The sequence below is a fragment of the Sphingobacterium sp. UBA5996 genome (genome assembly GCF_002429765.1).
Lineage (GTDB): Bacteria > Bacteroidota > Bacteroidia > Sphingobacteriales > Sphingobacteriaceae > Sphingobacterium.
In genome coordinates, this window is the sequence record NZ_DJAS01000029.1 from 75,068 (window position 1) to 90,223 (window position 15,156).

16 protein-coding genes are annotated in these 15,156 nt (G+C 38.7%); 13 read left to right on the forward strand and 3 right to left on the reverse strand.

The features are described 5' to 3' along the window. Window positions 1-2: 2 nt before the first annotated feature. From B3E00_RS20665 to B3E00_RS20695, 7 genes are all read left to right on the forward strand, one after another. On the forward strand, window positions 3-1,157 hold the full coding sequence (locus tag B3E00_RS20665) for an efflux RND transporter periplasmic adaptor subunit (RefSeq protein WP_293883312.1): 1,155 nt from the start codon (window positions 3-5) through the stop codon (window positions 1,155-1,157). Between the two features lie 10 nt (window positions 1,158-1,167). Then, complete coding sequence (locus tag B3E00_RS20670) at window positions 1,168-1,617, forward strand: thioredoxin family protein (protein ID WP_293939900.1); 450 nt, start codon at window positions 1,168-1,170, stop codon at window positions 1,615-1,617. Further along, window positions 1,614-2,540, forward strand: a complete 927-nt coding sequence (locus tag B3E00_RS20675) for an FAD:protein FMN transferase (RefSeq protein WP_293939901.1) — start codon at window positions 1,614-1,616, stop codon at window positions 2,538-2,540. The genes B3E00_RS20670 and B3E00_RS20675 overlap by 4 nt, the downstream gene beginning before the upstream one ends. Further along, window positions 2,537-2,767 carry a DUF4266 domain-containing protein gene (locus tag B3E00_RS20680; protein ID WP_209579548.1) on the forward strand — a complete coding sequence of 77 codons (231 nt, stop codon included), beginning with the start codon at window positions 2,537-2,539 and terminating at the stop codon, window positions 2,765-2,767. Before B3E00_RS20675 ends, B3E00_RS20680 begins: the two co-directional genes overlap by 4 nt. 30 nt (window positions 2,768-2,797) lie before the next feature. Beyond that, a complete protein-coding gene (locus B3E00_RS20685) occupies window positions 2,798-4,000 on the forward strand; it encodes a DUF3570 domain-containing protein (RefSeq protein ID WP_293939902.1) in 1,203 nt (400 codons plus the stop codon). Further along, window positions 4,001-4,783 (forward strand): phosphatase PAP2 family protein, encoded by a 783-nt coding sequence (locus B3E00_RS20690; RefSeq protein WP_293939903.1) that lies wholly within the window; start codon window positions 4,001-4,003, stop codon window positions 4,781-4,783. It begins immediately after the preceding gene. A gap of 172 nt (window positions 4,784-4,955) precedes the next feature. Continuing rightward, window positions 4,956-5,852, forward strand: coding sequence for a nuclear transport factor 2 family protein (locus B3E00_RS20695; protein WP_293939904.1), 897 nt, complete (start codon window positions 4,956-4,958; stop codon window positions 5,850-5,852). 105 nt (window positions 5,853-5,957) lie between these two features. Here the strand turns inward: B3E00_RS20695 and B3E00_RS20700 are convergent, their stop codons facing one another. Then, window positions 5,958-6,761: an AraC family transcriptional regulator gene (locus tag B3E00_RS20700; RefSeq protein ID WP_293939905.1), complete on the reverse strand. Its 804-nt coding sequence runs from the start codon at window positions 6,759-6,761 to the stop codon at window positions 5,958-5,960. Between the two features lie 133 nt (window positions 6,762-6,894). Between B3E00_RS20700 and B3E00_RS20705 the strand changes: the two genes are divergently transcribed. From B3E00_RS20705 to B3E00_RS20730, 6 genes are all read left to right on the forward strand, one after another. Beyond that, the gene (locus tag B3E00_RS20705) at window positions 6,895-7,842 is read left to right on the forward strand and encodes an NADP-dependent oxidoreductase (RefSeq protein ID WP_293939906.1); all 948 of its coding nucleotides are present in this window, start codon (window positions 6,895-6,897) and stop codon (window positions 7,840-7,842) included. 62 nt (window positions 7,843-7,904) lie between these two features. Further along, window positions 7,905-8,501, forward strand: a complete 597-nt coding sequence (locus tag B3E00_RS20710; protein ID WP_209579540.1) for an NAD(P)H-dependent oxidoreductase — start codon at window positions 7,905-7,907, stop codon at window positions 8,499-8,501. Window positions 8,502-8,624: 123 nt separating this feature from the next. After that, window positions 8,625-9,944: a CHASE3 domain-containing protein gene (locus B3E00_RS20715; protein WP_293939908.1), complete on the forward strand. Its 1,320-nt coding sequence runs from the start codon at window positions 8,625-8,627 to the stop codon at window positions 9,942-9,944. Window positions 9,945-10,004: 60 nt separating this feature from the next. Next, window positions 10,005-11,591, forward strand: coding sequence for a response regulator (locus B3E00_RS20720; RefSeq protein WP_293939910.1), 1,587 nt, complete (start codon window positions 10,005-10,007; stop codon window positions 11,589-11,591). 120 nt (window positions 11,592-11,711) lie between these two features. Next, window positions 11,712-12,683, forward strand: a complete 972-nt coding sequence (locus tag B3E00_RS20725; RefSeq protein WP_209579536.1) for an aldo/keto reductase — start codon at window positions 11,712-11,714, stop codon at window positions 12,681-12,683. Continuing rightward, a complete protein-coding gene (locus B3E00_RS20730; RefSeq protein WP_293939911.1) occupies window positions 12,684-13,493 on the forward strand; it encodes a helix-turn-helix domain-containing protein in 810 nt (269 codons plus the stop codon). A 124-nt stretch (window positions 13,494-13,617) separates the two neighbouring features. Here the strand turns inward: B3E00_RS20730 and B3E00_RS20735 are convergent, their stop codons facing one another. Then, entirely contained in the window at window positions 13,618-14,331 is a 714-nt protein-coding gene (locus tag B3E00_RS20735) for a hypothetical protein (RefSeq protein ID WP_293889179.1), read from the reverse strand. A 29-nt stretch (window positions 14,332-14,360) separates the two neighbouring features. After that, on the reverse strand, window positions 14,361-15,056 hold the full coding sequence (locus B3E00_RS20740) for a hypothetical protein (protein ID WP_293883274.1): 696 nt from the start codon (window positions 15,054-15,056) through the stop codon (window positions 14,361-14,363). Window positions 15,057-15,156: the final 100 nt, after the last annotated feature.

Here is a 15,156-nt window from a genome sequence, read left to right on the forward strand (position 1 = left end):
AAATGAAAACAAAAAATATGATAGTCCAATACATCGTCCTTATGTTGACAACAACTGTCATCTCTTGCCAGGGTAATAAAGGAGATGTCTCACCGTCATCACCCAAGTCGAAGGACGAAACTCTTGTCTCCTTAACGGAAGCGCAACTGCACAATACCCAAATAGAAACTGTAACGCTCTCAGACCAGCCGATAGCCATCATCTTAAAACTGAATGGAAAAATTGATGTCCCGCCTCAGAACCTGGTATCGGTAAGTATTCCTTTGGGGGGATATTTAAAAAGTACCAACCTACTGCCCGGTATGAAAGTATCAAAAGGCGATATTATTGCTATCGTCGAAAACCCTCAGTTTATTCAACTGCAGCAAGACTATCTTGCCGCCCAGTCGAAATTACAATTTGCCCAGATCGACTACAGACGTCAAAAAGAACTCAACCAGAGCCAGGCAAGCAGTGACAAAGTAATGCAGCAAGCACAGGCCGAAATGAACAGCCAGCAGATAATTATGAATGCAATCGCCAGACAGCTAGAACTTATTCATATACAACCAAGTACTATTACTGCAGGAAATATCCGTAAAAGCGCTCCAGTCTATAGCACGATCGATGGCTATGTAAGTAAAGTGAATGTCAATATCGGGAAATATGTAAATCCTTCCGATATCCTCTTTGAATTGATCAATCCGACGGACATTCATCTAAATCTGAAAGTCTATGAAAAGGATCTTGAACAATTACGTCCAGGCCAATCACTATTGGCTTACACCAATGCTAGTCCCAGTAAGAAGTATGCTGGAAAAATCCATTTGATCGGCAAAGATGTCGATCCTATAGGCATGACAGATGTCCATTGCCATTTGGATAACTATGATCAGGAGCTGGTACCAGGTGTATATATGAATGCTGAAATCCAAACGACAACGAGCTTGGGACAGGCTCTGCCGGAAGAATGTATTGTAGATTTCGAAGGAAAAAGTTACGTATTCGTCTCAGAAGGAAACAGGAACTATCGTCTGACAGCAATATCCGTTGAGGAGCCCCAAAAAGGCCTAGCTAAGGTGTTAAACGGTCGAGATTTCGAAGGTAAAAAAATCGTTAGTAAAAATGCTTATACCCTATTAATGCAGTTAAAAAACACAACCGAAGGAGAAGATTAATAAAATCACTATGAAAACATTATTAAATACGTTGGTACTAACACTGTTGTGTTATACCGCTCACGCGCAGAATCGACTGGATGTTGCTAAACAACAGGCACTAGCGCAACATGAACTTATACTGCTCAATTTTTCCGGTTCGGACTGGTGCATTCCCTGTATAAAGCTGCATAAAGAGATCATTGATACCGAGCAGTTCAAACAACTTCTAAACGAACAGATCATTGTCTTTCTTAATGCCGACTTTCCAAGAAGCAAAAAAAATCAACTGCCGGAAGAACTGAAAAAAGAGAATGCGAATCTTGCAGATCAATATAATCCTACGGGCATATTTCCCTATACGCTGTTACTGGATGCCAATGGGAAAATTTTAAAGAGCTGGGCCGGCTTACCTCGGGAAGATCGCTCTGCTTTTTGCGAAGAGATCAGGACAGTTTACCAACAAATAACACGGCCATGAAAAAAGAATTTCGACGTGGACTCAAACTCATGGGTAATCATTTTGAGCTAACAGTCGTGGATGAAAATGAGGTGAAAGCTAACGCCCATATTGATTCGGCTATTGCAGAAATACAACGTATAGAGCGATTATTGTCCACTTTCAATGAAGACAGTCAAACGAACCTGATCAACCGTCATGCGGGCATCCGTCCGGTCAAAGTTGACCGGGAAATCTACCAACTTATCGAAAGAAGCCTGCGGATTAGCCGCTTGACGGATGGCTATTTTGATATTTCCTACGGGAGCATTGATAAGGCCCTTTGGAATTTTGATCGCAGTATGCCATGTCTTCCTGATGCAGAAACTGTTGAACGCAATTTGAGTTTAGTGAACTACAACAATATAGTACTCGATGAAAAGGCAAGTACGGTATTTTTAACAAAGCAGGGCATGCGTATCGGTTTTGGAGGCATCGGAAAAGGATACGCGGCCGAAATGGGGAAACGAATATTACAGCAGCGGGGCGTAGATGCGGGTGTGGTAAACGCTTCGGGTGACCTTACCGTCTGGGGAAATCAGGCTAATGGAAAGCCATGGACCATTGGAATTGCCAATCCGGAGCAGGCAGGCCTTCCCTTTTCCTATATGAACATCACTGATACTGCTATTGCAACATCGGGCAACTATGAAAAATTCGTCCTGATAGACGGTAAAAAGTATTCCCATACCATTAACCCAAAAACAGGAATGCCCATAAGCGGTATAAAGAGTGTTACGATCATCTGCCCGAATGCTGAAATAGCAGATGCCCTTGCAACGCCGATCAGCATCATGGGTGTTCAAAATGGTATTGAGCTCATCAATCAGATTCAACAGGTAGAATGTATCATCATTGACGATGACAACCATATTTATTCATCTCATAAAATCAACTTCAAATGAAAAACAAAAGCAATAAGATATACTGGAGCCTCGCTATGATTGTACTATCGGTACTGTCCTCCTCCTGCAGTACAGTAAAAGAATACGAAAAAAATAAACTCAACGATGCTGAAATGAGGTTGGGAAACCGCAATGTCGAAAAGACTGAACTCAGCTTTCAGTCTTATAGAGAAGGTTCTTCTGGCGCAAACGCCGGAAAGGTTGGCGGCGGCTGTGGCTGCAATTAAAATGATTCCTGTTTTTTAACACACAACTAAATGAAAAAAGTATTTCTTAGCGTTGCGGCCCTCCTGAGCCTGCTGCACGCAAAAGCACAGGAAAGCAAACCCACGGAAAAATCGAGGAAGCTTACTTTTGAAGAGGCAAATCTTGTCTCAAGTTATTATCATCAGGACGGCAACAATTCGGCAGTAACAGGCGGTATCGGTTCAGAAAGATTAACAGATATCTCCAATAATATCGAGGTGGTTCTCTTAAAATATGACAAGAAACACCGGAAAAACAAATTCACATTCAATATCGGACTGGACCATTACACTTCGGCATCTTCAGATATGATCGACCTCAAGGCCAATTCCTCTGCTTCACATGCCGACAATCGAATCTACCCGTCAATTTCCTGGTCTCGGGAAAATGAAAAAAAGGGATCGACATTGATGGGTGGAATATCCCTTTCTTCAGAATTTGACTATCAATCCTATGGTGCCAATATTGGTTTTGCGCAGAAAACCAAAAACAGAATGGGCGAATTCACCGCACGATTCCAAACCTACCTCGACCAAGTAAAGCTGGTCACCCCAATCGAGCTACGCTTAAACAACAACCTTGGGTCGAATGGAAACGAGCATGATAATAACTATGGTTCAAGCGGCAGAAATACCTATGCGCTTTCACTGAGCTATTCACAGATTATCAACAGCAATTTTCAGGTGGAATTTTTGGCTGATGCCGTACAGCATTCAGGTTTTTTGAGTTTGCCCTTTCACAGGGTCTATTTTACAGATGGCACGGTGCATCAAGAAACCTTACCCGATAGAAGATTTAAAATTCCATTGGGTGTACGGGCAAATTATTTCCTCGGCGACAAATTCATCATGCGCGCCTATTATCGTTATTACACAGACGACTGGGGAATAAAGTCCAGCACAGCAAGTCTAGAAATGCCGATAAAGCTTTCACCATTTGTTTCGCTAAGTCCTTTTTATCGGTATTACCGTCAGACTGCCGCTAAATATTTTGCAGCTTATCAGCAACACACCGGATTGGACGATTACTACACCAGTAACTATGATTTATCGCAATTCACCAGCAATTTCTATGGTGCCGGTGTCCGTTTCAATCTTCCAAATGGACTGTTCGGTATCCGTAAATTGGATCTGTTGGAACTACGGTACGGACATTACTCCAAGTCAGTGGGCATGAAGTCCGATATTATTTCATTAAATCTAAGATTTAAATAAATGAAGACCATAATCTTAACCACGATGGTATGTTTGCTCTTCGCTAATTTAGCGTCTGGAATGCATCATTGTTCAAGTCGTGATACACTGTTTGGGAACGAGTCGAATAACTTAGATTCTTTGGATAAAATGTATAAGCCAAATTATAAAACGATGATCATACCATCCCTATGCATTGGATACGGTATTCTCAGTCTTACTAACCCAAGAATAAAAGAAATCAACAGTTCAACGCGTTTTGAAATTGGAGAGCACAGTCTATCGCATATTAATTTTGATAATTACACGCAATTTGTGCCTGGAGCTTTAGTTTATGGCTTAAATGCTATTGGTATAAAAGGAATACATGGCTTTAGAGATCGTAATCTAATTTTGGCCACCACTTTGCTAATTTCCACAGCGATCGTGACGCCTACAAAACACCTAGTCAGCGAAGAGCGACCCGATGGTTCAAATAATTTATCTTTTCCTTCGGGCCATACAGCTACAGCTTTTGCAACAGCTCATTTTATGTTCCGTGAATATCGTGCGCATAATTTGTGGCTCAGTTTACTCGGTTATCCTTTTGCCATATTCACTGGAACATATAGAACGTTCAATGATAAGCATTGGGTAGGCGATGTGGTTGCAGGAGCAGGCATTGGAATTTTGTCAACAGAGCTTGCCTATTGGTCATTTCCAAAACTGTCTGAATTATTTTCGAGCAAAAGGGAAAAAAATCCACTTGTTTTACCCTACTATCAATCAAATAAGTTGGGGGTCGCCTGTATTTTAAAGTTTTAAAAAATGAAATATTCTTTTTTGCCATTAATAAATCTACCGATTCATGATATAAAATGATCTATCAGACGGCTGAGCAAATTCAATACAAACTACCCTTAGGAATTAGATTATAATCATTAATTTAGGTCGATCATTATAATTTAGTTCCTAAAATTAGGTATAGGATGACAGCATGCTAAAACAACTGAAAGAAAATATCGCCAATCATATTGATCTCTCCGCACTGGATCTAGCGCAGTTTTGTGAACTATTTGCTCAAAAAAGCATCAAAAAGAAGGAATTCTTATTGTACGAAGGCGACGTTTGTAAATTTGAAGCTTTTGTCATTAAAGGGCTTCTTCGCGTATACCATATTGATGCTAATGGATTTGATAAGGTGTTATATTTCGCGGTTGAAAGTTGGTGGCTAACCGATATTGATAGTTTTACAAACCAGACACCGTCGCAGCTATGTATAGAAGCTTTGGAAGATAGTGAGCTATTGATAATTTCCAAAAGAAATAAGGAATTAGCCTATGAAGCTATACCTGCTGTTGAAAAACTTTTTCGGATCATGACACAAAAGACACATGTTGCATTACAACGTCGGATGATAGATAATCTAAGTAAAACGGCAGATCAGCGATATCTTGATTTTATCGAAAAATATCCTAAACTTTCACAACGTCTTACTAACTTACAAATTGCAGCGTATCTAGGAATTAGTCATGAGTTTGTGAGTAAAATCAGAAAAAAAGGAAAGAACCTGGAAACTCATTTAGCGCCAAACGCTGAATGGACAGAAGCTGCGGGTTTTCCTTACGCCGGAACTTATATTGGAATAGCGGAAATTTCGAAAAATGTTTTCTATCGATTAGCAACAGAATGGATAGATTATAAGTTTACGCCCGAGAAATATATCGTAAGTGATAGTCATATCGCCGTTATTGGCACATACACAGGTACTTATAAGATTACATTAAAAGCAATGGCCGCAAGAGTTGTCCATGTGTGGGAATTGGAAGAAGGCAAAATTGTACGCTTTGAACAATTTGTGGATAGTAAAATTGTAGTGGATGCCATGAGTTAAATTAATGCGTCAGCCTTTCTTTCCTACATGCATACACTTATTTGTGACAATAACGGTATACTCTATCATCTGAAAAAAAATGGCATAGCTGCGCCTGCATTTGTTTTAGGAGTCTTCTCCCATATTTAAGTGTACAGTATTGCGATAACCTTTTAAACTCAACCCTTTATGCCTTTTGAAGAACTTATTGATATGGCTTTCATCTGCAAACCCAAATTCATCGGCTAATTCATGAACCCTTTTGTCACTAAACCGTAATCTATGTTCTATCAAACGAATACGATAGGAGGATATATAACTTTGGATGGTTTCGTTGCACTGTCTTCGAAAATAAGTACCGAGGTAAGTTGGAGATATACCGAACTGATTAGCAATTGCTGAAATTTTCAGTAATTCTGGCTCTCGAATATTTTCCTGTATATAATCCAGTATCTGCAATATTCGACCGTCTGATTTAGAGGAGATGCCATTAGGCTTCATCACAGCAATATTTCTTCCTGCAATGACAATTACAGCATTGACCAAATGACGGATAAGATCCTCGTTGTACATAGATTGATGGGCTATGGCCTGTCTTAAATTCTGCATAAGTAAAGAAACCATTTGCTGATCTTCTCTATTTACAAGGACGGAGCCAGCTATATGAGAAGCATAATATAATATACATTCCAAATGGTCAATACTTTTCCATTGGTATTCCTTTATATAGCTTTCCCCAAAACGCACAACCATAAACTCACATACGCTTTCTAAATCAAACTCGTGACGATCATGCGGTGCAAGAAGAAACATATCACCCGTATGGTAAGCGACCTTGTTCCCATTGACAACGTGAACTCCACATCCCGAAATAACATAAATCAATTCAAAAAAATTAAATTCTCTGTCCCGCAATGGGCAGTGGTCCACCTTTTCATAAAAAACTTCTATTGATTGATAAATATTTTCCTTCGGCATACTGCAAAAATACCAATAAATACTGTAAAAGTACCTGTTTTAGGGACTTTTATCGGTCTATATTTGCCTAATAAATCGTAAGAAAATGAAAGCAATAATATTAGAAAAGTTCGGAAATACAACTGGCCTTTTTTACAAGAATATGGAAAGGCCAAGTGTTAAAGCACATGAAGTGTTGATAAAGGTGAGAGCCATAAGTGTTAATCCTGTTGATGCTAAAGTCCGTAGCAGGCAAGCACCTTTAGCAGAAGATTTAGCACATCATGATCCATTGATTTTGGGTTGGGATGTATCTGGAGAAGTGATAGAAACAGGGGATCAGGTTCAGCAATTCAAAATTGGTGATGAAGTTTTCGGGATGATCAATTTTGTTGGTCATGGCAAAGCGTACGCCGAATACGTCTCCGCTCCAGCGGAGCATCTTGCTTTGAAACCGCATAGCATTAGCCATATCGAAGCCGCGGCCAGTACCCTATCGGCCTTAACTGCATGGCAGGCATTTGACAGTTATGGAAAATTGAGACCGCAAGATCAAGTTCTTATTCACGGAGCTTCAGGAGGCGTAGGACATTTTGCTATACAGATTGCAAAACATATTGGTGCTTATGTGGTTGCAACATCATCTAATTCGAATCGAGATTTCGTCCTCAGCTTGGGTGCAGATAAACACATTAATTATAAAACGACAAATTTTGAAGATGTACTTCATGACATAGATTTTGTACTAGAATCCATTGGAGGCGATAATTTCCAAAAGTCCGTAAGTGTATTAAAACAGTTTGGAACTATAGTGGCATTACCGTCTGGCCACACTAAAGACGACGAGCTTAAAGCGCAACAAAAGCAGTTACATGCCTGCTATTTCATGTCCGTTTATTCTAGCGGTGTTGATATGCAGCGAATTGCATCACTATTAGAAAGAGGTATTCTGAAACCTCATATTTCTCATGTGTACAATTTCGACGAGATGGCAAAGGCACATCTACACATCGAAACCGGCCGTACAGTCGGAAAAATAGTAGTCACTTTATAAAACGTTAAGCCATTTTACAACCAGCCAGCCAAGTTATCCAACAGCATTTTAAGTCAAAAGAAATGAAAAAAATAGTAGTCATCAACGGACATCCCGATAACGAAAGTTTCAACGAAGCATTAGCACAGTCATATATTAAATCTTCCTTAGCAAATGGCGCTGATATACGTTATGTAGCCATAGGAGCATTAAATTTTAACCCCAATCTCCAGTTTGGTTATCGACAAAGGATGGATCTTGAACCAGATTTGGTAAAAGCATTGGAAGATATACAATGGAGCCAACACCAGGTTTGGATACATCCGCTGTGGTGGGTGGGTATGCCTGCAATTATGAAAGGCTTTATCGATCGTTTATTTCTACCAGGATTAGCTTTTAAAAGTGATAAAAATGGGATTAGTACGGGGCTGCTACGTTCAAAAACAGCAAGAATTATTACCACATCAGGCGATTTATCTTTGGATACTTATCAAGAAATTTATCATTCTTGTGGGCTCGTTCAATTGGAAAAAGGCATATTGAGATATTGTGGCGTGTCTTCCATTCAAAGTGCATTTATAGGCCCATTAAACAATATGGATAGATTTGATAGGACAAAATATTTGGAATATACAGCTTCGATGGCTTTTAATGATATGAATATAACACCCGCAACTTAGTTTACAGTTTTTTTATTAGAGATTATTATAAATCGCTGTGCATATTTGATAGTTTAAAGTACGTTTGTACCTGAGTATATAATGTTCCACTTTTTTAGTATCTTAACTGTAAACAACCATACAATGCCGAAAAAAATTATTAGAAATCTTCAGATAGGTGTAGTGCTCTCCTTGATACTGCTGATTGCGAGTTCCGTAGCATCCTATATCAGCATACGAAACCAGATGGAGAATAGAGAAAGCTTCTTAAAAAGTAAGGAATCTATCAGTTTGATAAAAGATCTTCTAAACATACTCTTAGATGCTGAGACAGGCAATCGGGGATATCAGCTTACCGGTAGGGAAAATTTTCTGGAACCTTTTAACAAAAGCAGAAAGGAGTATCCGCTGCTCGTTGCTCAAAAAGGTAGATTTCATCTCAAAGATAAACAACAAATGAATACCTTAAGTGATCTGCTACAGACTTCAGAAGCAATGATGAAAGGTTATGTCTTACTGATTGAAAATCGTAAAAAGGGGGTATTAATGACCTCAGAAGAACTGATACAAAATAAGAGGACAATGGATAAATGTCGTATGCTCGTTAACGAATTTGTCAAATATGAGGAAATTCAGCTCGCTATAAAAAATGAAGATCTGAATACGTCTTCTAGATGGACTGTTCTATTTATCCTCTTTTCTGCAGTTGCAGCCATTGGTGTTACTATCTTCGTTTATATACAATTAAAATCCGACATTTTACGCAGAGATAAGCTCGAAAAGGATCTTTTTCGTACCAAGGAAATGCTCGAGGAAACAAGTGCGGTTGCACAAGTTGGCGGCTGGGAGGCTAATATGAAAACTGGTAAGCTCTTCTGGTCTCAAAGCACGAGGGAAATTCACAAAATCAAAAGCAATTTCCAACCAACTTTTGAGAATGCTCTTGGATTTTATGAAGGAGAAAATGAAAAACGAATAAGATATCTCTTTGACAGGGCTGTACAACAAGGAATTTCTTTTGATGAAGAACTTCAGCTTTTGCGTAATGACGGCATTACAATCTGGGTGAGAGTAAAGGGTATTCCTGAATTTGAAGATGAAATCTGCAACAGAGTTTATGGAATTATCCAGGACATCGATACCTTTAAAAAAATGTTTCTGGAAATCACGCGGAAAGAGGCGATGATGCAATCTTTTGCCACTGATGTCCCTATTCCTTTAGCGATGTTCGACAAAGTCCTTAACTATGTTGCTGTAAGTAGCAAATGGAAAGAGGAATTTGATATTCATGATGTGGATCTTATCGGTAAAAATCTCTTCAGCACATCTCCGGATATTCCTGGAGAAAGAAAGGAAATCTACAGGAATGCATTGTTAGGACAAACTTACACCGATGGAAATTTTAAATTAAAGGTGAAGGGAAAGGAAGAAATGCAGCATTACGACCTTAAAGTGGGGCCTTGATATCTTACAAAGGACGAAGTAGGCGGCGTAATTATTTCCATACAGAATATTACTAATGCCGTGAAAATTAATGAAGAGCTAAAAAATGCGAAAGAAGCCGCAGATCTTGCCAGCAAGGCAAAATCTGAATTTCTAGCCAACATGAGTCATGAAATTCGTACCCCTTTGAATGGGGTTATTGGTTTTTCTGACCTTCTCTTGAGAACACCACTGAATGAAACACAGATGCAATATCTGAATTATATCAACGAGTCCGGTGAAAACCTGCTTGGAATTATCAATGATATATTGGATTTTTCTAAAATAGAATCCGGAAAAATGGAGCTCTCAATCGAAAAAAGCAATATTTATGATATGCTAAGCCAAGTTATAAATGTTATTCTTTATCAATCCCGGAAAAAAAATATCGAACTCTTGCTGAATGTAGAACCGGAATTGCCAAAAATGCTATCCATTGATGAAGCAAGGTTAAAGCAAATCTTAATCAACCTTTTGGGTAATTCCGTTAAATTTACAGAACAGGGAGAGATTGAATTAAAGGTAGAGAAATTACGTATAGACAATAATACCATCACTTTACGCTTTTCAGTAAGAGATACCGGAATTGGAATTCCTGCTGAGAAACAGAAATATATTTTTGATGCTTTTACCCAAGAAAACAGTTCTATTAGCAAAAGATATGGAGGCACGGGGCTCGGGCTAACCATCTCGAACAATATTTTGGGATATATGGGAAGTCATTTATCCCTAATTAGCCAAATGGGAAACGGTTCAGTGTTTTTCTTCGATATCAAGGTCCCCTATGAAATCCCCGAATGGCGAGATGAGGATGAGATAGCTATCAAAACGGCTCTAATCGTCGATGATAATGAGTCCAACAGAATCATTCTAGAACACATGCTTGCCTATAAAGATATCAAGGTTACCTTGGCTTCTAATAGAATGGAAGCGTTAGATCTCATGTTGAGAGGTGAACGGTTCGACGTGATCCTGATGGATAATCATATGCCTATTATGTCGGGATTGGAAACAATCGATAAAATAAAAGGATTGTTAAATCAGCACAAAGAGACTACCCCATTTATACTACTCTCTGCTTCTTCAGAGGAACTGGATACGTATACATCCCGTAAAAATACTGAAAATATGTATCTATTGATGAAGCCTATAAAATCCGATGAATTATACCAAATACTTAAAAACATTGACAAAAGTAATGCAACAGAAAACATCCTGGACCATATTGGAGGACATTCACCGTTATTTGTTCTATCATCGGACGTACTATTGGTTGATGACAATCCTGTGAATATGGCCCTGAATAATAAGATAATCAGATCCTTTGCCCCTACTGTGCAACTAACAGAAGCTGTCAATGGTTTGCAGGCATTGGAAGAATGTAAGAAGAAGCAATTCTCTGTTATTATTATTGATGTACAGATGCCAATAATGAGTGGTATTGATGCAACCCGATATATTAGAATGTTGCCAGGTTATCAAGATGTACCTATCATAGGCCTAACTGCTGGAAATGTACATGGAGAAAGAGAAAATTGCCTTGAATGCGGAATGAATGACCTTCTTGCCAAACCTATACGACAGGCTGACCTTTTTGAAGTACTCAAAAAATATATAAATGTTGAGTAATTATTATTTAATAATTTTAAAATCATATCAGAACCCTACAGACAAGTAAATTGAACCGTGGAAGAAAGTGATTATGTTAAAAAATAAAGACTTTTGTCTTATTACATTAAAATCAATCAAATGTCAGAAATTACAAGAATTCAACTGGGCAAAAACGGGCCTGCGGTTTCAAAACTCGGCTTGGGTTGTATGCGGATGTCATCAATATGGGGCGGCGCTACGCCCGATGAAAAGGAGAGCATCGCTACCATCCATCAGGCGTTGGACATGGGGATCAACTTCCTGAATACCGGAGATTTTTATGGCGCAGGGCACAACGAGATGCTTATTGGTAAAGCAATTAGAGAAAGAAGGGATGATGCTTTCATCAGTGTCAAATTTGGCGCGATCTTCCATAATGGACAATGGATCGGCTTGGATCTCCGCCCTGTAGCCATTAAAAACTTTATCAATTACTCCTTGACACGTCTGGGCATTGAAGCCATCGACCTATACCAGCCCAGCAGAATGGATGGCAGCGTGCCGATAGAAGACATTATTGGTACAATAGCCGACCTGATTAAAGAAGGTAAAGTACACCATATCGGCGTATCAGAAATTACCGCTGATCAACTTCGTAGAGCAAATAATGTTTACCCCATCAGTGCACTTGAAATCGCCTATTCTTTGGCCGACCGTCAGATCGAAAAGGATCTTTTGCCGGTGGCTGAAGCGTTAGGAATTAGTGTAGTGGCCTTCGCTAATACTGCCGAAGGTCTGCTAAGTGGTCAGCTAAAAGCGTCAGTTCCTATGGATGACTATCGAACCCATTTTTCCCGTTTTCAGAGCAATAACCTAATCCATAATCTTGAAAAAGTCGACATATTAAAAGAAATTGCGCATCTTAAAAATGTCACACCTGCGCAGCTTGCAATCGCATGGGTTAAAGAACAAAGCGACAATATCATGCCATTGGTGAGTATGAGCCGCAGATCAAGACTACCTGAAAATATTGCTGCTATGAAAATCGTATTTACACCCCAGGAGATGAGCCTTTTAAACAGTACATTTGCAATAGGTGCAATCAAAGGCAGTACATACTTACAAAGATAAATGGAGAGTCCAGCAGAAATACTTCCCGGCGTTATATTCTATTCTTACCTTTCTTCGGAGCGAAAAGAGAAAGCATGCTTTTGGAATCACCATACCCTAATATTGCAGGTATCAGGTCACATGCTTCTCGAAACTACTCAACAGAATATAAACATAACTGCTGGAGAAGTATTGCTAATTCATAAAAATCAACTTGGAACGTTAACCAAAACACCTGAAACAAAAGGCCATTATGAAACAATTGTTATATCCCTGCAAGAAAATCTAATGCGTCAGATCGCGCTGGAGGAAAAATTGGAAGTTAGCGGTAAATACAGCGGACCGCTGAATCTATGTCTCCCCAATAATATATATCTCACAGGCTATTTTCAATCGATTATACCCTATGCTCGAAGCGCTGGACGTGAAATGACTGATGAAATGGGACTTTTAAAAGTCAAAGAAGGACTCAAATTGATACTGATTGCAGTGCCAGCACTACGTAACTTTTTCTTTGATTTTTCGGAAAATTATAAAATAGACCTTGAAAAATTTATGCTCCACAATTTTCATTTTAACGTTCCCATCGAGAAATTTGCACAACTTACAGGAAGAAGCCTTTCAGGGTATAAAAGAGACTTTCAGAGGGCTTTTGGTATGCCGCCACGAAAGTGGCTACAGGATAAAAGATTAAACGAAGCATGGTATTTAATTGAAAAAAAGAAAAAAAAGCCCTCAACTATCTATTTAGATCTTGGCTTCGAGAGCCTCTCCCATTTTTCTACTGCCTTTAAGAAAAAATTTGGAAAAGCGCCTACCCTAGTTGGCTAAAAAGCTTGTGTTGCACATGAACTTGACATCCAAAAACGGTGGGCGATCATCCATAACTACAAAGTCTATAAAAAAATTTAAGTTTAGTTTTTTCATAGTGCACGTACAAGATCTCCATTGATAATTATAAGATTAAACGTATGATTTTCTTTTCCTCGTCAACCGAATAATTCAATTTTCTATGAAAAAATTGCTCAAAGATCGCTGATACATCAATATAAGGATCTTCAACATCACTTACACTTCCTCCCGAGCGCCGAGACATGCCTTGATTAATGATTGTTTTTATAAATTGGGGCTGCCTTAAGGATTTTGGAGCTTCGTCGTCAGTACTGTAAGCTAACAAAAGTTGGCCATTGCGATCAAACGCACTATTTACGGTATAGTATGAACTAGCGTCAATGTATTTTCTCTCCTCCCGACAGTAAATCTTCGATTTGTCGTAATTGATAAAGGTGACGCTCCCCTGGAAAAATGGATTGCTCGGTTTTTCAGAATTGAGTTGATAGTGTTGCTCCGCTAGTGCAGAAATAAAACATACCGTGCCTGATCCTGCCTTCAAAAACACTTTCTTATCCCTAACGAAACGTTTACTGAACGCAAAAACACCACCATTGCCGAGCTCATAGATTTTACCATTTGATGAAATCCCAATAATATAACCTCTGGCAACAAATTCCTTTTGCCACCAACCAAAAGTTTTTCCGATAAAAAATAAGGGGATTAAAAAAGGCAACACAATTAAAAATCGACCACTTTTTTGAAATAATATACTGTGTTGTGTTTCCTGCTTATTTTCGTTTTCCACCCCGTCGAATTTGGTAAACTTCTCTCCCATTTTCCATATGATTAGTTTAATAAAAGTAACTACTCAACACCCTTGAAAGACATGATGACGCCAGAATATTTATCATGGTCTGCACCAATATATGACAGATCTATTCTTGATAAATCTTTATTGAGGGAAGCTTCTTTAAATAGTGGATAATTCATCTTTTCGATATGGTTATTCCAGTCTTCATCTGTTGTTGGCTTGATTGATTGCAAATCTTTCATTTCAAACATCGCGCGATCTGTCATTTTTTTTGACCGTTGGACGAAAATTGTATCTCCTTCTATCTTTAGAATTTTAACCCAACCGACAGGCAAACCTTCGATATTATTTCCTTCAGCGTCAGTAAAAAAACTTGCTCCATAAAGTTGACCCGCGTGTAATTGTCGAGCCGATTTCACAAGATTATCCTTTTCATTACGATATTTTTTGCCATCCAAATTTAGTTTTATACCGTAAATAATAGAGCCGACAATTGCTATTGAGGCTATCATCAAGTACCCTTTCCATAGTTTGAAATAGGGAATTTTAAGCGTCTTTTTAAATTTTTTAACCTCTTCTTTTATTTCAGGTGAATAATTTCTAGCGTGGATGACCTGTCCGTTTTGATTCACTAAACGAGACATTTTTACTAAACCTCCACCAACTGGGAATCCTAAAAATTTGGTTGCAGGTGTGATGATACTAAGATTAAAGTTCTGGGGTACGGCCTCATTTTTTAATGTTGCCAAGATATTTTTACTCCCTAGAACGTACTCGTAACGCGTATAAATGAAAAGCATAAATTGAATAAATTATAAATACTAAAATGCCAAAATTAAGAAAAAACTT